The 22,996-nt window shown below is 63.8% G+C and carries 22 protein-coding genes; 6 read left to right on the plus strand and 16 right to left on the minus strand.

All coding sequences use genetic code 11. The features are described 5' to 3' along the window. Positions 1–93: 93 nt before the first annotated feature. On the minus strand, positions 94–951 hold the full coding sequence (gene fghA, locus EBB56_RS03080) for an S-formylglutathione hydrolase (protein ID WP_045994979.1): 858 nt from the start codon (positions 949–951) through the stop codon (positions 94–96). A 209-nt stretch (positions 952–1,160) separates the two neighbouring features. Further along, positions 1,161–2,270 carry an S-(hydroxymethyl)glutathione dehydrogenase/class III alcohol dehydrogenase gene (locus tag EBB56_RS03085; RefSeq protein WP_045994980.1) on the minus strand — a complete coding sequence of 370 codons (1,110 nt, stop codon included), beginning with the start codon at positions 2,268–2,270 and terminating at the stop codon, positions 1,161–1,163. A gap of 184 nt (positions 2,271–2,454) precedes the next feature. On the opposite strand from EBB56_RS03085, the gene EBB56_RS03090 reads away from it, so the two are divergent. Next, positions 2,455–3,384, plus strand: coding sequence for a LysR family transcriptional regulator (locus EBB56_RS03090; protein ID WP_108131345.1), 930 nt, complete (start codon positions 2,455–2,457; stop codon positions 3,382–3,384). Between the two features lie 96 nt (positions 3,385–3,480). Here the strand turns inward: EBB56_RS03090 and EBB56_RS03095 are convergent, their stop codons facing one another. The 7 genes from EBB56_RS03095 to EBB56_RS03125 all read right to left on the minus strand — a co-directional run bounded on the left by EBB56_RS03095 (position 3,481) and on the right by EBB56_RS03125 (position 10,807). Continuing rightward, positions 3,481–4,224: a tetratricopeptide repeat protein gene (locus EBB56_RS03095; protein ID WP_124802740.1), complete on the minus strand. Its 744-nt coding sequence runs from the start codon at positions 4,222–4,224 to the stop codon at positions 3,481–3,483. Positions 4,225–4,233: 9 nt separating this feature from the next. After that, complete coding sequence (locus tag EBB56_RS03100; RefSeq protein ID WP_371931873.1) at positions 4,234–5,151, minus strand: branched-chain amino acid ABC transporter permease; 918 nt, start codon at positions 5,149–5,151, stop codon at positions 4,234–4,236. A gap of 70 nt (positions 5,152–5,221) precedes the next feature. Then, positions 5,222–6,109, minus strand: a complete 888-nt coding sequence (locus EBB56_RS03105; protein WP_045991867.1) for a branched-chain amino acid ABC transporter permease — start codon at positions 6,107–6,109, stop codon at positions 5,222–5,224. Between the two features lie 70 nt (positions 6,110–6,179). After that, complete coding sequence (locus EBB56_RS03110; protein ID WP_124802742.1) at positions 6,180–7,427, minus strand: ABC transporter substrate-binding protein; 1,248 nt, start codon at positions 7,425–7,427, stop codon at positions 6,180–6,182. 139 nt (positions 7,428–7,566) lie between these two features. Continuing rightward, positions 7,567–8,319, minus strand: coding sequence for an ABC transporter ATP-binding protein (locus EBB56_RS03115; protein WP_124802744.1), 753 nt, complete (start codon positions 8,317–8,319; stop codon positions 7,567–7,569). Further along, positions 8,316–9,092 carry an ABC transporter ATP-binding protein gene (locus EBB56_RS03120; protein WP_124802746.1) on the minus strand — a complete coding sequence of 259 codons (777 nt, stop codon included), beginning with the start codon at positions 9,090–9,092 and terminating at the stop codon, positions 8,316–8,318. The genes EBB56_RS03115 and EBB56_RS03120 overlap by 4 nt, the downstream gene beginning before the upstream one ends. A gap of 335 nt (positions 9,093–9,427) precedes the next feature. Then, positions 9,428–10,807 carry an L-serine ammonia-lyase gene (locus EBB56_RS03125; RefSeq protein WP_124802748.1) on the minus strand — a complete coding sequence of 460 codons (1,380 nt, stop codon included), beginning with the start codon at positions 10,805–10,807 and terminating at the stop codon, positions 9,428–9,430. A 239-nt stretch (positions 10,808–11,046) separates the two neighbouring features. Between EBB56_RS03125 and EBB56_RS03130 the strand changes: the two genes are divergently transcribed. Further along, complete coding sequence (locus EBB56_RS03130; protein ID WP_124802750.1) at positions 11,047–11,970, plus strand: LysR substrate-binding domain-containing protein; 924 nt, start codon at positions 11,047–11,049, stop codon at positions 11,968–11,970. 179 nt (positions 11,971–12,149) lie between these two features. Next, the gene (locus EBB56_RS03135; protein WP_045991861.1) at positions 12,150–12,797 is read left to right on the plus strand and encodes a hypothetical protein; all 648 of its coding nucleotides are present in this window, start codon (positions 12,150–12,152) and stop codon (positions 12,795–12,797) included. A gap of 216 nt (positions 12,798–13,013) precedes the next feature. On the opposite strand, the gene rpoD is transcribed toward EBB56_RS03135, so the two are convergent. The 3 genes from rpoD to rpsU all read right to left on the minus strand — a co-directional run bounded on the left by rpoD (position 13,014) and on the right by rpsU (position 17,390). Continuing rightward, entirely contained in the window at positions 13,014–14,849 is a 1,836-nt protein-coding gene (gene rpoD, locus EBB56_RS03140; RefSeq protein ID WP_045991860.1) for an RNA polymerase sigma factor RpoD, read from the minus strand. A gap of 312 nt (positions 14,850–15,161) precedes the next feature. Beyond that, positions 15,162–16,976: a DNA primase gene (gene dnaG / locus EBB56_RS03145; RefSeq protein ID WP_045991859.1), complete on the minus strand. Its 1,815-nt coding sequence runs from the start codon at positions 16,974–16,976 to the stop codon at positions 15,162–15,164. Positions 16,977–17,174: 198 nt separating this feature from the next. Next, positions 17,175–17,390, minus strand: coding sequence for a 30S ribosomal protein S21 (gene rpsU / locus EBB56_RS03150; protein ID WP_013333229.1), 216 nt, complete (start codon positions 17,388–17,390; stop codon positions 17,175–17,177). Positions 17,391–17,779: 389 nt separating this feature from the next. Here rpsU and tsaD point away from each other — a divergent pair, with 389 nt between their 5' ends. Then, positions 17,780–18,808: a tRNA (adenosine(37)-N6)-threonylcarbamoyltransferase complex transferase subunit TsaD gene (gene tsaD, locus EBB56_RS03155; protein WP_045991858.1), complete on the plus strand. Its 1,029-nt coding sequence runs from the start codon at positions 17,780–17,782 to the stop codon at positions 18,806–18,808. 79 nt (positions 18,809–18,887) lie between these two features. Here tsaD and EBB56_RS03160 read toward each other — a convergent pair whose 3' ends face one another. Further along, entirely contained in the window at positions 18,888–19,475 is a 588-nt protein-coding gene (locus EBB56_RS03160; RefSeq protein ID WP_045991857.1) for a glycerol-3-phosphate acyltransferase, read from the minus strand. Between the two features lie 204 nt (positions 19,476–19,679). Between EBB56_RS03160 and folB the strand changes: the two genes are divergently transcribed. Together folB and folK are read left to right on the plus strand one after the other, a co-directional pair. Then, positions 19,680–20,045: a dihydroneopterin aldolase gene (gene folB, locus EBB56_RS03165; RefSeq protein ID WP_045991856.1), complete on the plus strand. Its 366-nt coding sequence runs from the start codon at positions 19,680–19,682 to the stop codon at positions 20,043–20,045. After that, entirely contained in the window at positions 20,045–20,587 is a 543-nt protein-coding gene (folK, locus tag EBB56_RS03170) for a 2-amino-4-hydroxy-6-hydroxymethyldihydropteridine diphosphokinase (protein WP_045991855.1), read from the plus strand. Before folB ends, folK begins: the two co-directional genes overlap by 1 nt. Before the next feature lie 13 nt (positions 20,588–20,600). Here folK and EBB56_RS03175 read toward each other — a convergent pair whose 3' ends face one another. The 3 genes from EBB56_RS03175 to EBB56_RS03185 form a co-directional block, all read right to left on the minus strand. Next, entirely contained in the window at positions 20,601–21,761 is a 1,161-nt protein-coding gene (locus EBB56_RS03175) for a polynucleotide adenylyltransferase (RefSeq protein ID WP_124802752.1), read from the minus strand. After that, a complete protein-coding gene (gene glpE, locus EBB56_RS03180) occupies positions 21,758–22,096 on the minus strand; it encodes a thiosulfate sulfurtransferase GlpE (protein WP_045991853.1) in 339 nt (112 codons plus the stop codon). The genes EBB56_RS03175 and glpE overlap by 4 nt, the downstream gene beginning before the upstream one ends. A gap of 66 nt (positions 22,097–22,162) precedes the next feature. After that, positions 22,163–22,975: a symmetrical bis(5'-nucleosyl)-tetraphosphatase gene (locus tag EBB56_RS03185; RefSeq protein ID WP_124802754.1), complete on the minus strand. Its 813-nt coding sequence runs from the start codon at positions 22,973–22,975 to the stop codon at positions 22,163–22,165. Positions 22,976–22,996 lie beyond the last annotated feature (21 nt).

The following is a 22,996-nucleotide window of genomic DNA, read 5'->3' on the forward strand; positions in this document are numbered from 1 at the left end:
CAAAAAAATAAGCCCAGAAACGCCACGGCCCCCGATGATCGGGGGCCGTGGTGAATACCTTGGAGGGTACTGCAGGTTGGCGAGAAGTCTCACTCAGCGCTTGGCGTAGAGCTTCTCGGCGTGGTAGCGCAGGTGATCCTCGATAAAGGTCGCGATGAAGAAGTAGCTGTGGTCGTAGCCGGGCTGGCGACGCAGGATCAGCGGGTGATCGCGCTCGGCACAGACCGCCTCCAGTCGCTCCGGACACAACTGCTCATCGAGGAAGTCATCGGCGTCGCCCTGGTCGATGAACAACGGCTGACGTGAGGCGCCACGAGCCACCAGCTCACAGGCGTCGTACTGGGTCCACTTGCTGGAATCCTCGCCCAGATAGGCCGAGAACGCCTTGCGCCCCCAGGGGCACTGGGTCGGATTGACGATCGGCGAGAACGCCGACACCGAACGGTAGTGCCCCGGCTTGCGCAGCGCCAGAATCAAGGCACCGTGGCCTCCCATGGAGTGACCACTGATGGACTCGCGACCGTTGAGCGGGAAGTGCTGACGAACCACCGAAGGCAGCTCTTCGGTGACGTAGTCATACATCCGGTAGTGAGCCTTCCACGGCTCCTGGGTGGCATTGACGTAGAAGCCCGCCCCGGAACCCAGATCGTAGCTGTCGTGCTCACCCGGCAGGTCGGTCCCCCGGGGGCTGGTGTCGGGGCAGAGGATGGCGATGCCCAACTCCGCCGCCAGCCGATGGGCACCGGCCTTCTGCATGAAGTTCTCGTCGGTGCAGGTCAGCCCCGACAGCCACCACAGCAGCGGCACCTTTTCGGTCTCGGCCTGGGGCGGCAGATAGATGGCGAAGGTCATCTCGCAGTCCAGCGCCCGCGAGTGATGACGATAGCGCTTGTGCCAGCCGCCGAAGCTGCGATTGGCGCTGACCAGTTCCAGATGTTCGCTCATGGACATGGCGACTTCCCCTCAACGATGAAGCCCCGAGGTCCGGGGCGGATAAAACGACGCGGTGCGTTCTGGCGGACGACGCGGCCGTCTGGCGGTGGGGCGAGCTGGCATCAATACTGCGCCAGCAATCGACTCACCGCCAATCGGCGCCCGCCTGGCCCATCGCTTGGGTCAGGCGGACGTGGCCTCATCAGCGCCGTCTCGATGCTACCGGCTCAGTAATGCAGTACGGTGCGGATGCTCTCGCCGGCGTGAAGCAGGTCGAAGGCCTCGTTGATCTTCTCGAACTCCATGTTGTGGGTAATGAAGTCGTCGATGTTCAGCTCGCCCTTCATGTACTGCTCGACGTAGCCCGGCAGCTGGCTACGGCCCTTGACGCCACCGAAGGCGGAGCCCTTCCATACCCGACCGGTCACCAGCTGGAAAGGCCGGGTGGAGATCTCTTCGCCGGCGCCGGCGACACCGATGACGATCGACTCGCCCCAGCCCTTGTGACAGCACTCCAGCGCCGAACGCATGACGTTGACGTTGCCGATGCACTCAAAGGAGTAGTCGACGCCACCGTCTGTCAGGTCGACGATCACCTGCTGGATGGAATCACTGTAGTCCTTCGGATTGACGAAGTCGGTGGCGCCAAACTGCTTGGCCAGCTCGAACTTGTCCGGGTTCACGTCGATGGCGATGATACGACCGGCCTTGGCCATCACCGCACCCTGGATAACCGCAAGGCCAATGGCACCGAGACCGAACACCGCCACGGTGGCACCCGGCTCGACCTTGGCGGTGTTCATCACCGCGCCGATCCCGGTGGTCACCCCGCAGCCGAGCAGGCAGATCTTGTCCAGCGGCGCTTCCTTGGACACCTTGGCCAGCGAGACCTCCGGCACCACGGTGTACTCGCTGAAGGTGGAAGTGCCCATATAGTGATAGAGCGGCTTGCCATCCAGCGAGAAGCGCGTGGTGCCGTCAGGCATCTGGCCCTTGCCTTGGGTGGCACGGACCGAGCTGCACAGGTTGGTCTTGCCCGAACGACAGAACTTGCACTCGCCGCACTCGGCCGTGTACAGCGGGATGACGTGGTCGCCGGGCTTCAGGCTGGTGACGCCCTCCCCCACCTCTTCGACCACACCGGCACCCTCGTGACCCAGTACCGAAGGAAACAGCCCCTCCGGGTCGGCCCCGGACAGGGTATAGGCGTCGGTGTGACAGACACTGGTAGCGACCACCCTGACCAGCACCTCGCCGGCCTTGGGGCCTTCGACATCGATTTCGGTCAGGGTAAGCGGCTTGCCGGCTTCAAGGGCAATGGCGGCGCGAGACTTCATGGCAATCTCCTCGGATCGGGGGCTGCACGACAGGCATGAACGACCAAGCCTGGCGCACTGACGTAAGGGGCACGGGTCATCCTGACCCCGTGGATGATGACCACAGTCTAGACCTCGCTACGGACTGGGATAAAGCACGCATTCGGCATAACATTGTTGCTGTCTCGCAACAATGGAGAGCGCCATGCATCCCTGGGCCGGCATTGAAGCCTTTATCGAAGTGGTACGCCTGAAGTCCTTTGCCGCCGCCGCCCGACGCCTGGGTGTATCCAGCTCCCACGTCAGCCGACAGGTGGCCGCCCTGGAAAGCCGGCTCGATACGCCGCTTCTGTATCGCACCACCCGCCAGATAAGCCTGACCGAGGCCGGTCGGCTCTACTATCAACAATGCGAGGCACTGGTCGACGGCTTTCGCGAGGCCGACGCCGTGGTCAAGGACTTCGAGGCTCACCCCAGGGGCGAGCTGGCGCTGACCTGCGCCACCACCTTTGGCGAGCGCTACGTGGCGCCTCTGATCAACGACCTGTTGATCCAGTACCCTCAGCTTGGCGTGCGCCTGCACTTCACCAACCGCCAGGTGGACCTGATCGAGGAAGGCTTCGACATCGGCATCCGCATGGGCACGCTGGAGGACAGCACCATGATCGCCCGTCGCCTGGCCGACCGCCGCGAGTACGTGGTGGGCTCCCCCGACTACTTCCAGCGCTATTCGCAGCCCCACGCCCTGTCCGAGCTGAAGCACCACCGCTGTCTGCATGGCTCACGCGATCGCTGGCGCTTCGCCGTCGACGGCATTCCCCGGGAAGTGGCGATCAAGGGCCCCTGGCAGGGCAACTCCGGCCCAGCCCTGCTCGACGCCGTGCTGAAGGGCGTGGGCCTGGGTCAGCTTCCCGACTACTACGTCGAGCATCATCTGGCCCAGGGTGAGCTGGTCTCCGTGCTCGACACCTACCGTCACAGCGATACCGGTGTCTGGGCCGTCACCCCCCACCACCGCCACCGCTCCCCTAAGGTCCGCGTGGTCATCGACTACCTGGCCGAACACCTCGCAGAGCGCCTGCCACCGCGATATCGCGACAGGCGAGGCATCGACGAGCCAGCGCCATCCGACTAACCCCAGCGACAAAAAGGCCCTCGATACGCTTTCGTATCGAGGGCCTTCGACATCTGGTCACCAAAAGCCTTGCCTCCTATTGCCTGCCACCTGTGACTATTGAAAGGTCCCATCCTCCTGATACTCGAGGCCGTAGTAGCTGGGAACAAAGATATTGTGTTCTTCCTGCCACTGGCGAGAAAGTCGGATCGCCTCACGGATCTGCTCAGGGGTCATTTGTTCTTCAAGGCGGGCTTTGTCGGGGGCGCTGCCGGGGGAGAGAAGGTCGTAATATTTATAGGCTTGGACGAGATCTATGTCGGTACCGATACCTTTTTCATAAAATGCTGCCAGCCCTCTAAACCCTGATGTATCGCCGCCATAAGGCATATCCTCCGTCCTAGAAAACCAACGAAATGCCTCATCGTCATCTTTATCTACACCTCTTCCTTCGTGAAGAAACACTGCCACATTCGTTGCAGAAGTCCTATCTCCTTGCTCTGCAGCCAATAAAAACCATTCGAATGCTGCAGCTTCATCTTTATCCACCAAGTCACGTAAAGTTAGCCCCCTATATGCCACGCCCAATTGTCTTTGCGATCTAATAAAACCTAGCCTAGCTGAATCCAATAGATATCTTAATGCAACTCCTTTGTTTTTCTCGACGCCACCCCCGGTATAGTACATTCCAAACAGAACGTATCCCGCATCAACTGCACCCAACCTCCAGGCGTTCTCATTATATTTCACCATATCTTCAATATTTTTCTCCACATCAAAACCACGCACTCCACCCTGAGATAAAAATCCTGACAAAAAAAAGCCCGGCCTTGAGGCCGGGCAGCGGGAGAACAGCGGCAATCGCCGTGTCTATTTGAAGTTCTTGCGCACCATGTTCTGGATCTCGCCGACGATACCGCTGCGAAAGCTCAGGACGCAGAGCACGAAGATGGAGCCCAGGATGACGCTGACCCAGTTGCCCAGCGGCGACTGCGCGAGCTGAGTCTGCAGGCTGACCACCAGGCCAGCGCCGACCAGCGGGCCGAACAGGGTGCCGACACCACCGACCAGGGTCATCAGGATGACCTCGCCGGACATGTGCCAGTGGGCATCGGTGAGCGAGGCAAGCTGGAACACCACCGTCTTGGTCGCGCCGGCAAGGCCAGCAAGCCCCGCCGAGATGACGAAGGCCACCAGCTTGTAGGCGTCGACGTTGTAGCCCAGTGACACCGCCCGTGGCTCGTTCTCGCGGATGGCCTTGAGCACCTGACCGAAGGGCGAGTGCACGGTGCGCTGGATGATGGCGAAGCCGATCACGAAGATCGCCAGCACCACGTAGTACATCGCCAGGTTGTCGGACAGATCGATCAGCCCCAGCAGCTTGCCCCGCGGCACACCGTGCAGGCCATCCTCGCCCCCGGTGAAGGGCGCCTGGATGTAGAAGAAGAACATCATCTGGGCCAGCGCCAGGGTCACCATGGCGAAGTAGATGCCCTGACGACGGATCGCCAGCGCCCCGAACAGGGTGCCGAGGATCACCGCCGCCAGGGTGCCGACGACGATCCCGAGTTCCGGCGTCAGGCCGGGATAGCTCGACAGTAGAAAGCCGGTGACGTAGCCCCCGGTGGCGAGAAAGGCGGCATGGCCGAAGGACAGCAGTCCGGCGAAGCCCAGCAGCAGGTTGAAGGCACAGGCGAACAGCGCGAAGCACAGCACCTTCATCAGGAACACCGGGTAGGCAAACAGCGGCGCGACCAGGGCGATGGCCAGCAACACGATCATCAGCATGCCCTGGCGTCGGCGCGCGGCGCGGGCCCTGGTCTGAGTCGGTGTCGGCGAGGTAGTGGTTGTGGACATCTCAGGCCTCCTTTCCAAACAGCCCGGCGGGCCTCAGCATCAGCACCATGATCATCACCAGGAAGATCACGGTGTTGGCTGCCTCCGGGTAGTACACCTTGGTCAGCCCCTCGATCAGCCCCATGGCAAGACCGGTCAGGATGGCACCGAGGATCGAGCCCATGCCGCCGATCACCACCACCGCGAAGACCACGATCAACAGACTCGAGCCCATGGTCGGTGACACCGGGTACAAGGGCGCGGCGAGTACCCCGGCGAAGGCCGCCAGGGCCACCCCGAAGCCATAGGTCAAGGTGACCAGCAGCGGCACGTTGACGCCGAAGGCCTGCATCAAGGCGGGGTTCTCGGTGCCCGCCCGCAGGTAGGCGCCAAGCCGGGTGCGCTCAATGATGAACCAGGTGCCCAGGCACACCACCAGTGCCGCCACCAGCACCCAGCCGCGATAGGTCGGCAGGAACATGAAGGGCAACTTGATGCCGCCGCTCAATGCCTCGGGAATCGGGTAGCTGGCCCCGGACACGCCGAACAGGTTGATCAGGCTACCCTCGAAGATCAGCGCCAGGCCGAAGGTCAGCAGCAGCCCATAGAGGTGATCCAGGTGGGCGATGCGCCGCAGCACCAGACGCTCGAGCAGAGCACCGAAGGCGCCGACCACCAGCGGCACCAGCAACAGCGCCAGCCAGTAGTTGATGCCCAGGTACTGAGCCCCGAGCAGTGCAGCAAAGGCACCCAGCATGTACTGGGCGCCGTGGGCGAAATTGACGATCTTCAGCAGACCGAAGATGACCGCCAGCCCCAGGCTGAGCAGCGCATAGAAGGCGCCGTTGATCAGCCCCAGCATCAGCTGGCCCATGAACACCGCCAGCGGTACGCCGAATATCATGGTCATGATGATTTCCCTTGAGCATCAGGCCGGGGCACCACCCTGGTGACCCCGGCGTAGATCGAGCGCGGGCGGCTCAGTTGACGAGCTTGCAGGAACTCTCGGACAGCGGACGGTAGGCCTCTTCGGCCGGGATCGTGGCCTGGATCTCGTAAAGGTCCCACTCGCCCTCGGAGTCGGCGGGAGCCTTCACCTCGGCCAGGTACATGTCATGCACCATGCGACCATCCTCGCGAATCTGGCCATTGCGAGCGAAGAAGTCGTTGATCGGCGCCTCGCCCAGCTTGGCCCTGACGGTGGCAGGATCGTCGGTGCCGGCGTCTTCCAGCGCCTTCAGGTACTGGGTGGTGCTGGAGTAGATGCCGGCCTGAACCATGGTCGGCATCTTGCCCACCCGCTCGAAGTAGCGCTCGGCCCACTCGCGGGACTCGTCATCCATGTCCCAGTACCAGCCGGTGGTCAACAACAGGCCCTGAGTCGTCTCCAGGCCCATGGCATGGACGTCGTTGAGGAAGATCAGCAGGCCGGCCAGCTGCTGGCCACTCTGGGTCAGGCCGAACTGGCTGGCCGTCTTGATCGCGTTGACGGTGTCGGAGCCGGCGTTGGCCAGACCGACGATCTTGGCGCCGGAGCCCTGGGCCTGAAGGATGTAGGAGGAGAAGTCGCTGGTCGGGAACGGATGGCGAACGCGATCGACGATGGTGCCACCGTTGTCGGTGACCACCTTTTCCACGTCGCTCTCGAGGGCATGACCGAAGGCGTAGTCGGCGGTGAGCATGAACCAGCTGTCGCCGCCCTGCTCGACCACCGCCTTGGCGGTACCGTTGGCCAGCGGATAGGTGTCATAGACGTAGTGAATATGGTTCGGGGTGCAGTGTTCGTTGGTGATGCTCGAGGCCGCCGAGCCGGAAATGATGGCCAGACCACCGGCCTCCTCCAGCACCTTGGTCACGGCGATGGACACCGAGGAGGCGACCATGCCGGCCACCAGGTCGACGTTCTGCTGGTCGACCCAGCCGCGCACGGTGTTGGCGCCCACGTCGGCGCTGTTGCGATCGTCGGCGCTGAACACCTCGATGGGGGCACCGGCGACTTCGCCGCCGAAGTCCTCCACCGCCATCTTCAGCGCTTCGAGGCCGCCGGGGCCGGCCAGGTCACGGTAGGTGCCGGACATGTCGGCCAGATAGCCGATACGCACCTCGCCATCGCTGATGGCGTCCTGCGCCATGGCCGACGATGCCAGGCCCAGGCCGGTGGCGGCGGCGACCGCCAGGGCCAGGTGGCGGCGGGCAAGACGGGGGGAGGAAGCGTGTACCTTGGTCATGGGAGGCTCCTGGGGCCAGCGGCCCTTGTTGTTGTTGAATAGGTTATTGTTTAGCAAGTGGTTGTTGAACGGCTACTGCCGGACATCTTGTGGTTGATGCAAAGGTCCTCTAAGGCCTGGAAGACAGCGGCCATGGACACTAGACCCCGAGCAGGCTGTTGAGGTGCTCACGACGAGCGTCCAGATCACGCGCCTCGATGGTCTCGATGATGCGACCGTGTTCCATCACGAAGTGGCGATCGGCCAGGGGCGCGGCGAAGCGGAAGTTCTGCTCCACCAGCACGATGGTCATGCCCCGAGACTTGAGGGTAATCAGCACCTCGGCGAGCTTCTGGTTGATGACCGGTGCCAGCCCCTCGGTGATCTCGTCTAGCAGCAGGATCTCGGCCCCGGTACGCAGGATGCGGGCCATCGCCAGCATTTGCTGCTCGCCGCCGGACAGCCGCGTCCCCTGACTGCGGCGCCGCTCGTAGAGGTTGGGGAACATGGCGTAGATGTCATCCAGGCTCATTCCGCCCGAGCGCACGGTGGGCGGCAGCAGCAGGTTCTCCTCGACGTCGAGACTGGCGAAGATGCCACGCTCCTCGGGGCAGTAGCCGACCCCCAGACGCGGGATGTGATGAGGCTTCATGGCCAGGGTCTCCTGGCCGTTGATCTTGATCGAGCCACTGCGCGAACCGACCATGTTCATGATGGTCTTCAGGGTGGTGCTGCGTCCGGCACCGTTGCGCCCCAGCAGGGTCACCAGCTCTCCCCGCTTCACGCGCAGCTCCACGCCATGCAGGATATGCGACTCGACGTAGAAGGCGTTGACGTCCGCTAGACTGAGCGCTTCGTCGCCATGGGCGCCGACCGCCGGTGAAGCAGTTGGCCTGTCGAGAGTCTGGTTCATGCGCTGGCCTCCTCACCGACGCTGGCTTCACTGCCCATGTAGGCTTCACGCACCGCCGGATCGGCCGAGACGCTGGCATAGTCGCCTTCGGCCAGTACCGAGCCCCGGGCCAGCACGGTGATGCGATCACAAAGACGACTGACGACGCTCAGATTGTGCTCGACCATCAACACGGTACGCCCGGCAGAAACCCGCCGAATCAGCTCGACGATACGGTCGACGTCCTCGGCTCCCATGCCCTGGGTGGGCTCGTCGAGCAGCATCACGGTGGGCTCCAGCGCCAGGGTGGTGGCCACCTCCAGCGCGCGCTTGCGTCCGTAGGGCAACTCCACGGTGAGGACATCGGCAACGTCGGCCAGTCCCACCTGCTCGAGCAGTTCCATTGCACGCTGGTTGAGTGGCTCCAGCGAGCGCTCTGACTTCCAGAAGTGGAAGGAGGTGCCGAGCTTGCGCTGCAGGGCCACACGCACGTTCTCGAGCGCGGTCATGTGGGCGAACACGGCGGATATCTGGAACGAACGCACCAGCCCCAGCCGCGCGATCTCGTTGGCCCGCATGCGGGTGATCGGCTTGCCGCGATAGAGGATCTCGCCGCGGGTCGGCGGAAGAAACTTGGTGAGCAGATTGAAGACCGTGGTCTTGCCGGCGCCGTTGGGGCCGATCAGGGCGTGGATATGCCCTTCCGTGATCTTGAGATCCACGCCGTCCACGGCGGTGAAGCCACGAAACGACTTGGTCAGGCCACGGGTCTCTAGCACGTACTGCTGGGTCATGTGGCGTCCTCTGCGGGACCGGGGTCCCTGGCTTGAGGTTGTTATGGTTGTTCGATGCCGCGATGGCGACGCTCTACTTTACGTTTACGTAAGCTAGAAGAGTCAAAGGCCCGACGCAATTGGCCAAGCGTTGAACAAGACCAAAGATGTATTCTCCGCATTTCAATAGGTTGCTTACGACAAATCGGCAACACCTTGGCCCCGCGAGGTTTTCCCCCTGAAAAGCACAAGGCCCCCGTCGCGCTGGCGCGACGGGGGCCTGAAAGAAGAGGCTCCAATGGTTCGATCCTCGTCGAGCGACTGGTCAACCACCACGACCAGCGCCCGCGTCCTGCTCAGCACTCGATGGCGTTGACGGCGAGTCCCCCCTTGGAGGTTTCCTTGTACTTCTCCTGCATGTCGGCGCCGGTGTCGCGCATGGTGCGGATGGCCTTGTCCAGCGAGATGAAGTGCTCACCATCACCGCGACAGGCCATCAGGGCGGCGTTGATGGCCTTGACCGAGGCAATCGCATTGCGCTCGATGCAGGGCACCTGGACCAGGCCTCCGACCGGATCGCAGGTCAGCCCCAGGTTGTGCTCGAGCCCAATCTCGGCGGCGTTCTCGACCTGGGGGACGCTGGCCCCCATGACTTCGGCGAGTCCGGCTGCGGCCATGGCGCAGGCCGATCCCACCTCACCCTGACAGCCCACCTCGGCGCCGGAGATGGAGGCATTCTTCTTGCACAGGATGCCGACGGCGCCAGCGGTCAGCAGGAAGTTGACCACGTCCTTCTCACAGGCACCGGGCTGAAACTTCATGTAGTAGTGCAGCACGGCGGGAATGATCCCCGCGGCGCCATTGGTGGGCGCGGTGACCATGCGCCCACCGGCGGCATTTTCCTCGTTGACAGCCAGGGCGTAGACGTTGACCCAGTCCATCGCTGAAAACGTCGTGGCGATCAGTCCGGCGTCATCGCCCATCGCCTCGAGACGGCGATACAGCGACGCGGCGCGACGCTTGACGTTGAGCCCGCCAGGCAACACCCCTTCCCCCTCGACACCACGGTTGACGCAGGCCTGCATGGCTTGCCAGATATCCCACAGACCGGAGCGCACCTCGGCTTCGCTGCGCCAGGCCTTCTCGTTTTCCAGCATCAGCTCGCTGATGCTCATGCCATGCAGACGACACAGCGCCATCAGTTCCGCGCCGCTGTTGAAGTCGTAAGGCAAGGGGGTGGTGTCGGAATCCAGCGCTCCGTCCCGGGCCTGGGCCTCGTCGACGACGAAGCCACCTCCGACCGAGTAGTAGGTCTCGCGCTTGACCTCCTCGCTGTGCCCCTTGGCCACCAGCGTCATGGCGTTGGGGTGATAGGGCAGGCTCTCCTCGTGCCACTTAAGGTCTCTGGCCCACAGGAAAGGCACCGCCACCTGACCACCGAGCAACAGGGTCTGGCTCTCGAGCAGCTCTTCGATGCAGGGGCCAACAACGGCCGGATCGATGCGGTCTGGACGCTCACCCATCAGTCCCATCACGCAGGCGCGATCGGTGGCGTGGCCCTTGCCGGTGGCCGACAGCGAACCGTAGAGGTGAATCTCGATCCCCGCGACGCGCTCCAGCAGGTCCTGCGACCGCAGCGCCTCGACGAAGTCGTAGGCGGCCTTCATCGGCCCCACGGTGTGGGAGCTGGACGGCCCGATCCCGATCTTGAACAGGTCGAATACGCTGATAGCCATGGCGCTGCCTCTTGTACGAATGACGCGAAGTGTGGGGCATGAGGGGCGGAGGTCCGAGACCTGCGAGGTCAATTTCGCTAAAGCGAGGGCTGCCGTTCCTCCGGGATATCGTTATGCTGGCTGCCATCGCTTCGATGGACAAGGCAGAATATCTTGCCTTCACTATAGCTCAGCTAAACCATACCTAAACCACCGCCATACCACGGCCAGACCATGACCTCTTGTCGGAACACATCGCAATGAGTCGACTGCTCAACGCCCAGACCCACGCCTGGCTGAAGGGTTTCGCCGTCAGCGCCCGCCACCTGTCCTTCACCCGAGCGGCGGAGGAACTGCACGTCACCACCGGCGCCGTCAGCCAGCAGATCAAGCAACTGGAGGATCGCCTGGGCTTCAAGCTGTTCCGGCGCCTGCCCCGTCGCCTGGAACTGACCGAAGAAGGCAAGCGCCTGGCCGCCGTGGTGGACGACGCCTACCAGGCGGTGGGACTCGAGGTGAGTCGCTTGCGCAGCGGGGTAATGAGCGGGGTCATCCGCCTGCGCTCGGTGCCCTCCTTCCTCAACAAGTGGCTGATGCCCCGCCTGCCGCGTCTGCAGGCCAGGTTTCCCGATATCGAACTGCATATCACCGCCGAGGACAGCAACATCTCGTTGCGTGACGGCGACTTTGACCTCGCACTCGACCTCAACGACGGCCACTATCCGGGACTTGCCATCACCCCGCTGATGCAGGAACGCATCTTCCCGGTCTGTTCACCCGGCCTGCTGAAGGGCCGCCCACCGCTCAGACGTCCCGAAGACCTGGCCTGGTACCCGCTGCTGCATGACATCACCGCCTGGCGCGGCAGCCAGGAGTATGGCGAGTGGCGCCACTACCTATCCGCCATCGGCGCCCCTTCGATCAATCTGGAGCGTGGCTACACCTTCAACCGCAATCACCTCACCATGGAGGCCGCCATCGCCGGCATGGGCGTGGCGATCGCCCGGGAAACACTGATCACCAGCGAGTTGAAGAGCGGCGCCCTGATCGCCCCCTTCCGTGCCCGCGTCGACAGTGGCAAGCAGTACGGCATCGTCCACGCGGCAGGCGCCACCGACGATCGCCGGGTCAAGGCCGTGCACGACTGGCTGGTGGAGGAGGCCGGCCGCAGCGCTAACCACTAGCCCCCGTGCCTGGACGAGCGGCCCTGACCAAGCCATCGGGCACCTGTCTTGCGCCTTACCTATGCTGTATAAGCATATGGCGAAGACTGGCGAAGAATCCTTCGGGATTCCCAGACACTCCCCCGGCTCGACGGGTATAATCACTTCCAGATACACCCCTTTTCTGGAGATTGAGAGGGATGCTCAATACCCCCCCTTCCATCACGCCTACCATCAGCTTTCGCGCGACCTGCGCCAGAGCCTTGCTCTATATCCTGATCATCGGCGCGATGATGCAGGGCGTGCTGTGGGAGACCGGCCTGCCCGAAAAGATTCGCTTCAGCGAAGTCGGTTTTACCGAGAGCATGCAGACGCTGTGGCTGCTGATCAGCTGCCTGTTGCTGATCTACGCCCGCCAGGTGCTGGACGGTCTGCCACGGGTGACGCTATTGATGTTCGGCCTGCTCGGCGCCGCCCTGATTCGCGAGCAGGACGCCTTTCTCGACGCCTACGTCTTCGACGGCGCCTGGCAGACCCTGGTGACCCTGCTGCTGCTGCCCATTCTCTATTGCGTGCTTCGCCAGCGTCACGCCTTCGTACGCGAGTTCGAGGAGTTCGTCGAAAGCTTCGCCTTCGGCCTGTTTGCAGCAGGCTTCCTCTGCACCTTTGCCTTCTCGCGGCTCTACGGCCGCAGCGAGATGTGGGAGGCCCTGCTCGCCGAACGCTACGTCAGGGTATTCAAGGACGCCGCCGAAGAGGTCACGGAACTGTTCGGCTATACCCTGCTGATGTTCGCCATGGTCGAACTGGTGCTGTGGATCCGCCGGCGCCAGGCCAGAAGCCAATAGCTCGTGACCACCACAGCGTCGTGACACGACAACGCCCGCGGCCATCACCGCGGGCGTTGTCGTTTTCAGCCTTCGCTCGCCGGAAACGCTCGCGTGCGGCAGCGCTTCACCCTGATTCGATGACATGAAAAAACGCCCGTGGCTTTCGCCACGGGCGTCCTGTGCTCACCCTACTGCTTCGCTGTCGACGCAAGCCCTGCTCGGTCGAGACAGGCGTTACTCGTCGAGGAAGGAGCGCAGCGGTTCGGAGCGGGTCGGATGGCGCAACTTGCGCAGCGCCTTGGCCTCGATCTGACGGATACGCTCGCGGGTCACGTCAAACTGCTTGCCGACCTCCTCGAGGGTGTGGTCGGTGTTCATGTCGATACCGAAGCGCATCCGCAGCACCTTGGCTTCGCGGGCGGTCAGGCCACCGAGCACGTTGCGCGTGGCTTCGACGAGGCCCTCGCCGGTGGCCGAGTCGATCGGCAGCACCATGGTGGAGTCTTCGATGAAGTCACCCAGGTGCGAATCGTCGTCGTCACCGATCGGCGTCTCCATGGAGATCGGCTCCTTGGCGATCTTGAGCACCTTGCGCACCTTGTCTTCCGGCATCTCGAGACGTTCGCCCAGTTCTTCAGGCGTCGGCTCGCGCCCCATCTCCTGCAGCATCTGCCGCGAAACGCGGTTGAGCTTGTTGATGGTCTCGATCATGTGCACCGGAATACGGATGGTGCGCGCCTGGTCGGCGATGGAACGCGTGATCGCCTGACGAATCCACCAGGTGGCGTAGGTCGAGAACTTGTAGCCGCGACGATATTCGAACTTGTCCACCGCCTTCATCAGGCCGATGTTGCCTTCCTGGATCAGGTCGAGGAACTGCAGGCCGCGATTGGTGTACTTCTTGGCGATGGAGATGACCAGACGCAGGTTGGCCTCGACCATCTCCTTCTTGGCACGGCGAGCCTTGGCCTCACCGATGGACAGGCGACGATTGACCTCCTTCACCTCGCTCACCGGCAGCTGGATCATCTCCTCCTCGAAGGCGATCTTGCGCTGGGCACGCTGAACGTCAGCCTTGAGCGGAGCGAGACGATCGGCGTAGCGGGCGTTGTCGGCCATGAAGTCGTCGAGCCAGCCGAGCCGGGACTCGTTGCTCGGGAAGGCCTTGATAAAGGCCTTGCGCGGCACCTTGGCCTGCTTCACCAGGAGCTGCATCACCGTCTTTTCCTGGGCACGCACCTGCTCGACGCTGATGCGGACCTGTCCGACCAGACGTTCGAAGTGCTTGGGCACCAGCTTGATCGGAGAGAACAGCTCGGCCAGACGTGCCAGCTCTTCCTGAGCCTCACGGGACTGACGACCGTGGGTCTCGATGGCGGCGTTGGCGGCCTGACTCTGCTCGCGAATCTGCCCGAAACGCGCACGGGCCTCTTCCGGATCCGGGCCACCACCGGAGTCGTCCTCTTCTTCCTCGCCGTCTTCGTCGTCGTCGCTGGCAGCCTGCTCGTCCACCTCGGGCACTTCGGCCTCGGCCACGCCGGGGATGCCTTCGTCGGGGTCGATGAAGCCGGAAAACAGGTCAGAGAGACGTCCCGGCGCTTCCTCGTCCTGGGTGGCATCGTAGGCATCGAGGATCGACTCGACGGCACCCGGCACATAGGCCAGCGCCGACATGACTTCACGGGTGCCTTCTTCGATGCGCTTGGCGATCTCGATCTCGCCTTCACGAGTCAACAGCTCGACGGTGCCCATCTCGCGCATGTACATGCGCACCGGGTCCGTGGTGCGACCGACATCGCTTTCCACCGCGGCCAGGGCCGCCACTGCCTCTTCAGCCGCGGATTCATCGGTTGAGTGATCCGACATCATCAGGGTATCTTCGTCGGGAGCTTCCTCGACGACGTTAATACCCATGTCATTGATCATGCCGATGATATCTTCCACCTGGTCGGGGTCGGCGATATCTTCGGGAAGGTGGTCGTTGACCTCGGCATAGGTCAGGAAGCCCTGTTCCTTGCCGCGCGCGATCAACTCCTTCAGACGTGACTGCTGCTGCGCATTTCCAGCCATAGAAACCCTATCTCGACGAAGAAGAATGAAGCACCTGAAGCGCTAAGGTGGAGAAACTCGGTAAGCCGGACAGTATAGCGGTTTTGGGGCCACTTCTGCCAGTCTGGAGTGTTTGCGCGATGTCTCAGGTGTGTTAGTTTATCTGGTTGCGCCACTTGTCAGCGCCGTATCCCTTAGATGGTGATGGTAGGACAAAATTCAACCCTACCCGCATCCATACCTCATATTTGTCGTCGATCGCTCACAGGTTCTTACCATTGGTGGTAGCCGAACCTGCCGTCGTGACAGCGCTCGCGCCCTGCCGCAAGCGACCTAGCGCCCCGCCGCCAGCAACTCCATCAAGCGCCCGCGTTCTTCACTCGACAACCGCTCGCCGGACTGTTGCCGCCTCAGCAAGGCGTCGATCTCTTCCTGCCGGGACGGGGTCTGACTGGCTCTCTGAAAATAGCTCACCAGACCATCGAGCTCCGCCGCCCTGGCTGCCACCGGGATCAACAACTCCCGTCGCGCCAGCGCCGCCAGCCGCTCACCGTCCTCGCTACCGTGGAAGTGCATCAGCAGCACCTGAGCGCTTGAATAGCCGCCAGCACGAAGCAAGGTAATGACCTCCCGGCACAACCGGGCGTCCTCATCCTGCCCCCCGCACCAGTCCAGCGATTCGGGCAAGCGCTCCACCAGCCTGGGCTCGTGAACCAGCAATTGCAGGGTTCGCGCCATCAGGCCAAGGGCGCCCCCGGAACGGCGCGGCCGTGGAGCCGGCTCGCCGTCCTCGACAACGGGTTCGAAAAACTCATCGACCGGCGCGACGTCGTTGTCCTCGGGCGCCGGCGCCAGCAGCGCCTCGAAGCGCGACTGCTCGACCCCGGTGCGACGTGAGAGCTCGGTCAGCATCAGCGACTTGAGTACCCCCTGGGGCAGCTTCTCGATCGCTGCCAGCACCTGACTGGCGTAGCGCTCTCGCGATTCAAGCTGGGCCAGATCGCGCCCCTGGGCGGCGTGCTCGAACAGAAACTCCGACAGAGGGCTTGCGCACGTCACCCGATCCTCGAAGGCCTCGGTTCCCTCCTTGCGCACCAGGGAGTCGGGATCCTCTCCCTCCGGCAGGAACAGGAAGCGTGCCTGGCGACCATCGATCATCTCCGGCAGCACCGTTTCCAGCGCCCGCGCTGCCGCCTGACGTCCCGCCTTGTCGCCGTCGAAGCAGAACACTACTTCGCTGACCAGACGGAACAGCCGACGCAGGTGATCGGCGGTGGTGGCGGTGCCAAGCGTCGCCACCGCGTTGCGAATGCCGAACTGGGCCAGCGCCACCACGTCCATGTAGCCCTCGACGATCAGCAGGCGTTCCAGGCGATGATTGGCCTGACGTGCCTCATAGAGGCCGTAGAGCTCGCGCCCCTTGTGGAACACCGGCGTCTCGGGCGAGTTCAGGTACTTGGGCTTGGCGTCGCCCATCACTCGGCCGCCGAAGCCAAGCGTCCTGCCACGAATATCGCGGATCGGAAAGACGACCCGGTCGCGGAAGCGGTCGTAGCTGCGGCCACTGTCCTCGTGATGCACCAGCAGGCCGTACTCGATCTGCACCGACTCATCGACGCCCTGGCTGCCCAGGTGTCGCTTCAGCGCCTCCCACTGGGCCGGCGCGTAACCGATGCCGAAGGTCTCGCGCACCTCATCGGACAGCCCTCGGCCCTCGAGGTATTCGCGCGCCGCCTTGCCTTCCGGCATCTTGAGCCGCTCGCGAAAATAGCTGGCCGACATTTCCAGCAGGTTGACGCCTTCCTTGCGCTTCTTCTCGCGGGCCTGGGCGCGAGGGTCGTCCGCCCCTTCCCTCGGCACTTCCATTCCCATCCGCGAGGCCAGCTGCTCCACCGCTTCGGGAAACCGCAGCTTGTCGTACTCCATCAGAAAGCGCAGGGCGTTGCCGTGGGCGCCGCAGCCGAAGCAGTGATAGAACTGCTTGTCCGCACTGACCGTGAAAGACGGGCTCTTTTCCTGGTGGAAGGGGCACAGACCGGAATGGTTGCGCCCGGCCTTTTTCAGCTTGACGCGCTCTCCCACCACTTCGACCACGTCGACGCGGGCAAGGAGATCATCGATGAAACGCTGGGGAATCTGACCGGCCATATTCTGCTCGACAGGAGCTCTCTCGACTGAAGCGCGCTAGTCTAGACTGAAACGCGCTAGACAATGCACTAGCAGGAGCAAGAGAAGCGAAGCGGGAGTCGGCGACAAACGTCAGAAAAACAAGCGGCCACCTCAATGGCGGCCGCTTGGCGTCCTCCTGAACCGAGGGCGGCGGACCGCGCTCGACTCAAGTACGGATCAATAGAGCCGTTCGAAACGCTTGCGCTCGCGCTGGAGCTTCTTGGCGTGACGCTTGACAGCGGCAGCAGCCTTGCGCTTGCGCTCGGCAGTCGGCTTCTCGTACTGCTCACGACGACGAACCTCGGACAGAACGCCGGCTTTTTCACAGGAACGCTTGAAGCGACGCAGAGCGACGTCAAACGGCTCGTTATCACGTACTTTGACAGAAGGCATTAAGCACTCACCTACCTTGGGTAACTTGAGTTCGGTTTGTACGCACACCTTCAAGGCCAATACCCCGCACCACTCCTTGTCCGGCCAACCCTTGAGCTGACAACAGCTCAGCGCAGGAACCCTGCGGGCATGACCTGAAACGGAACAGAGACGGGGGAAGCGAGCCCTGGATGCACGACCCAGTCTTGCAGCGGACAGTATTTTAGTGACCATCCCGCTTTCTTGCAAATGCTTTCGTCTCGCTCACCCTTCAATCTGTACCCGCCGCCAGCGCTGCTTGCCTGCCACAAGGCGCGCCGCGGCCGCCGAAAGGGAGCCCGTCGCTTATGCAGCGGAAGCCAAATCGGCGTAGAATACTCCCCCCTTTCACCGTTTCCCGAGCCCGATCCATGCGCGTACTAGGCATCGAAACCTCCTGCGACGAGACCGGCGTCGCCATTTACGACACCGACCGCGGCTTGCTGGCCGATGCGTTGCATAGCCAGGTGGCGATGCACGCGGACTACGGCGGTGTGGTGCCGGAACTCGCCTCTCGCGACCATACCCGGCGCCTGCTGCCGTTGATCGACCAGGTGCTCTCTGGAGCACAGCTCGAACGCACCCAGCTGGACGCCATCGCCTACACGGCAGGCCCCGGGCTGGTCGGCGCGCTGATGGTCGGCGCCAGCACCGCCCACGGCATGGCCCGCGCACTCGGCATTCCGGTGCTCGGCGTTCACCATATGGAAGGACACCTGCTCGCTCCCATGCTCGAGGACGAGCCTCCGGCCTTTCCCTTCGTGGCATTGCTGGTCTCGGGCGGCCACACCCAGCTGGTCCAGGTTGACGGCATCGGGTGCTATCAACTGCTGGGCGAATCGGTGGACGATGCCGCCGGTGAAGCCTTCGACAAGGCTGCCAAGATGCTGGACCTCGATTACCCCGGCGGCCCGCGGGTAGCTGCCCTGGCCGAGGGCGGCGACCCGGGCCGCTTCCGCTTCCCCCGGCCGATGACCGATCGCCCGGGTCTCGACTTCAGCTTTTCGGGGCTCAAGACCCACACCCTGACCGCCATTCGTCAGTTAGAACAGGCTGGCCAGCTCGACGACCAGGCCCGCGCCGACGTCGCCAGAGCCTTCGAGGAGGCCGTCGCCGACACCCTGGCGATCAAGTGCCGTCGGGCCCTCAAGCAGACCGGGCTCACCCGCCTGGTGGTGGCCGGCGGTGTCAGTGCCAATGTGCGCCTGCGCGCCAAGCTGGAAGAAGCGACGCGAAAACAGGGGGCTCGCGCCTACTACCCTCGCGGCCGCTTCTGCACCGACAACGGCGCCATGATCGCTTATGCGGGAGCCCAGCGTTTGATCGCAGGAGAAAAGGATACCGTGGGTCAGATGAAGGCGGTGCCGCGCTGGCCGATGGATCAACTCAGCGCGCCGTAGTCGACTAGCAAGAAGAAAGGGCCATGATTGCGCTCTCTATACGCCCAGGAGCCCAGCCTGCCCCATCGAGCCGGTCGCTTTACAGGTGGGGCTCCTTGCCCTGGCGCAACCGGCCGATATTGATGGCGTGGCGGGCCACCACAAGACCGGCGAACACCAGCACTACCCAGACAAAGTCCGGCGCCAGCCACAGGCTCAGCAGCGGGGCCAGGGTGGCGCTGGTCAATGAGGCCACCGCCGCGGTGTGCGCCCACCAGGCAAGCAGCGCCCAGATCACGGCGCTGACCAGGGCTACCCCAGGGGTCAACAACAGCATCACGCCGAAGGCGCTGGCCACCGCCTTGCCACCACGGAAGCGATACCACGCCGGGTAGCAGTGGCCCAGCAGCACACCGAGCCCCACCAGGCCTAGCCCCCAGGGCGGCAGTTCGAGCCACAGGCCGAGCAGCAGCACCGGCCAGCTTTTCAGGGCGTCGATCGCCAGCGTCGCCAGCGCCAGCGGCACGCCGTGCTGGCGAAGCACATTGGAGAAGCCGGGATTGCAGGAGCCGCTGAGCCGCGGATCCGGGCGCCCGGCCCAGCGGCAGACGCTGATGGCGCCCAGCCAGGTGCCGCTCAGGTAGGCAAGAGCGGTCAAGGGCAGTATCACTTCCAACGATGAACCCATGGCGACTCCTGACCCGACGCAACCGGTGCTGGCGAAAGATGCCACACTCAAGGGCATTCCGTCGTAGTTTGCCAGTACGAGCACTCGCGAGTCACCCGCGGCCTGTTTCCCGGGGGGCGGCTCAAGTACAATCGGGCGCCTTGTCACACCTGCTTTTCCCGGTTCTTGCTTAGCGGCCGGGAGGACAATCACCGGGGATCACCGATGGATCAGGTACTGATCGAAGGCCTTGAACTGGATACCGTCATCGGCGTCTATGACTGGGAGCGCAGCATCACCCAGCGCCTGACGCTGGACCTGGTGCTGGCCACCGACATCCGCGCTGCAGCGCAAGACGATGACCTGAGCCAGACCCTCGACTATGACGCCATCAGCCGTCGCATCGGGGTCTTCGCCGAAGAACACAGCTTCGAGTTGGTGGAAACCTTCGCCGAGCGGCTGGCGGAACTATTGCAGGAGGAGTTCGGCGTGCCCTGGCTGAAGATGACCCTGCGCAAGCCCGGGGCGGTGGCCAACGCCCGCGCCGTAGGCGTCAGCATCGAGCGCGGTCAGCGCCCCGGGGGCCACTGATGGCGCTGGTAACCCTGAGTCTTGGCAGCAATATCGAGCGCGACCAGCATATTCGCGTCTGCCTGGACGCCCTGTCGGAGACCTTTGGCGAGCTTGCCATCTCGCGGGTCTACGAAAGCAAGCCGGTCGGCTTCGAAGACGGTCGCAACTTCTACAACCTGGTGGTCGCCCTCTACAGCGACTGGTCCGTTGGCGAACTGCAGGCCTGGTGCAAACGTCTCGAGGCCGCCAATGGTCGACGCAAGGACAGCCCCAAGTTCAGCCCTCGCACCCTCGACGTGGACATCCTCACCGTCGGCGAGCAGGTAGGCGACATCGACGGCGTCAGCCTGCCGCGAGGCGAAATCCTGCACCACGCCTTCGTGCTCTGGCCCATGGCCGAGCTGCTGCCGGAGCACCGCCACCCCCTCGACGGGCGCTGCTATCAAGAGATCTGGCAGGCCTTCGACGCGGACGACCAGCCGTTGTGGCCCATCGAGTTCCACTGGGGGGATCGGGCGCTGCCTTCACGCGCAGCACTCGAGGGGACTCTCGAGCAGTAGCCCCGCAAGCCCGCTAGCGCCAGGCGTCTTCCAGGACGGCAAGCCGCCTGTGTCGTAGCTCCTGACCCAGCGCCGCACCCTTGAAGCCCTCATCGAGCAGGTCTCTGGGCGAGAGCGCCAGCGCCGTACGATAGCCCAGCGCCAACCGTTCGGCGTCCCCGGGACGCCTAAGTGCCAGCACCGCCAGCAGCGGCGCCACCCGCTCACCGCGGCGCCAGGCGTCGATGCCATCGAGCCAGTCCATGGCGATCAACGGCGCCGAGCGATCACCGTCCTGAGCAAGCGACGACGCCAGCTGTCGGGTCGACGCTAACTGATGCCCGGCGTCACGATAGTCGTTGGGTAGCTTGAGGCGCTCCTCCAGGGCCTTGCGTGCGGGCGCACTCAGTGCCTCCACCAGTCGCCCCCAGCGCCAACAGGGCGAACCGGACAACGCCTCGGGCAATCTCGTCATCCGCACAAGCGCGCGCTCAAGGGTATCACCGCCCGCCTCGTTCAGCGCCGGCATCAGTCGCTCAAGTGCACCGCAGGCGGCCAGGGCATCGAAGTAATGCCGCGGCTCGGGCTCGCCGAGCGCCTTCTCGGTCTCCACCCAGACCCGCTCGGCCACCAGATGGTCGAGCTCACCGCTGTCGGCCAGTTGGCGCATCAGCGCCTGGGTCGGTTCGGCGATGCGAAAGCCAAGGCCTGCATAACGGGCCAGAAAGCGGGCGGTACGCAGCACCCTCAAGGGATCCTCGACGAAGGCCGGGCTGACGTGGCGCAGCAGTCGATCATCGAGGTCTCGACGGCCATCGAAGGGATCCACCAGCGCGCCGTCGAGCGACTCGGCCATGGCGTTGATGGTCAGATCGCGGCGGGCCAGGTCTTCCTCCAGGGTCACCTCGGGGCTGGCTTGCACCACAAAGCCGGTATAGCCATGACCGGACTTTCGCTCGGTCCGCGCCAGGGCGTACTCTTCGTGGGTCTCGGGGTGCAGAAAAACCGGAAAGTCGCGCCCCACCGGGCGAAAACCACGCTGGCGCATGGCCTCGGGGGTGGCGCCGACCACCACCCAGTCGGTGTCCTTCACCGGCCAGCCAAGCAGAGCGTCGCGTACCGCGCCACCCACCCGATAGACCTCCAGCCCCGCACAAGGCTCGTCGCCCTGGCGCTGCTCGCGATCCTGGGTCATGACGCCGTCCGGCTCACCCGTTCGGGCAGGCGATGCTGCCACTCGGTAAAACCACCATCGAGGCTGTAGACGCGCTCGAAGCCCTGGGCGCTGAGCCAGCTTGCCGCCTGCTGGCTGGAATGGCCGTGATAGCACACCACTACCAGGGGCCTATCCTTCGGCGTTTGTTCGACCAACGGCCCTACGCTGTGGTTGTCCAGATGGCGGCTGCCGGGAATGTGGCCCTGGGCGTAGCTGCCGGGATCGCGAATATCGACGAGACACAGCTCGCCTTGCTCATCGAGCCACTGGCTCAGGCGCTCGATATCCAGATGTTCGAAGGCGGCGGACGTCATATGGACTCCTTGATAAAGGGAAGGGTCGGGCACGGGGAAGCGGGTATCGGCGAGTGGCCTGCGGCGTTACGCAAACTGCCGACTGGGCACGCTGATGCGCTCGCCGCTGTCCAGGTCCAGCGCGGTCAGACTGCCGCCCCAGACGCAGCCGGTATCCAGCGCCTCGGCGCGAACCCGACTGCCGCTGGCCTCGCCGTTGAGCGCGGCCCAGTGGCCGAACAGCAGCCAGGGATCATCCTGGCGAGGGTACTGAAACCAGGGAGCGAAGCCATCCGGCGCACTGTCCAGGCCTTCCTTGGCGTCGAAATCCAGGCGCCCCTCGGCGTCGATGAAGCGCATACGGGTCAGGGTGTTGACGATGGCCCGCAGGCGGTCGACCCCTTCCTGGTGCGGCTTGAAGCGGCGCGGACGATTGCCGTACATGCGCGTGAGAAAATCGCCGGCACGCTCGCCGGTCAGCATCCACTCGACCTCACCGGCCAGCGACTCGGCCTGATCCAGCCCCCACTGGGGCGGCAGGCCGGCGTGGGTCATCAGCGTATTGCCATCGCGCACTAACAGCGGCCTGGCCTGGAGCCAGTCGAGCAGGGTCTCGCGATCCTCGGCCTCTAGAATGTCGTCGATGGTGTCCTTGCGCTTGGTCGCGGCGCCACCTCGCGCCACCGCCAGCAAATGCAGGTCGTGGTTGCCTAGCACCACCCTGGCCGCCTCCCCCAGCGCCATCACTTCGCGCAGGCAGTCCAGCGACCCCGGCCCACGGTTGACCAGATCTCCGGCCAGCCACAGCTGATCCCGACGAGGATCGAAGTCGAGCACCTCGAGCAGGGCGATGAATTCCTCGTGACAGCCTTGAAGGTCACCGATAGCGTAGCGTTTCATAGGATCTCGGGGCTCTTGAAG

The sequence above is a fragment of the Halomonas sp. YLB-10 genome, from assembly GCF_003856855.1.
Lineage (GTDB): Bacteria > Pseudomonadota > Gammaproteobacteria > Pseudomonadales > Halomonadaceae > Halomonas > Halomonas litopenaei.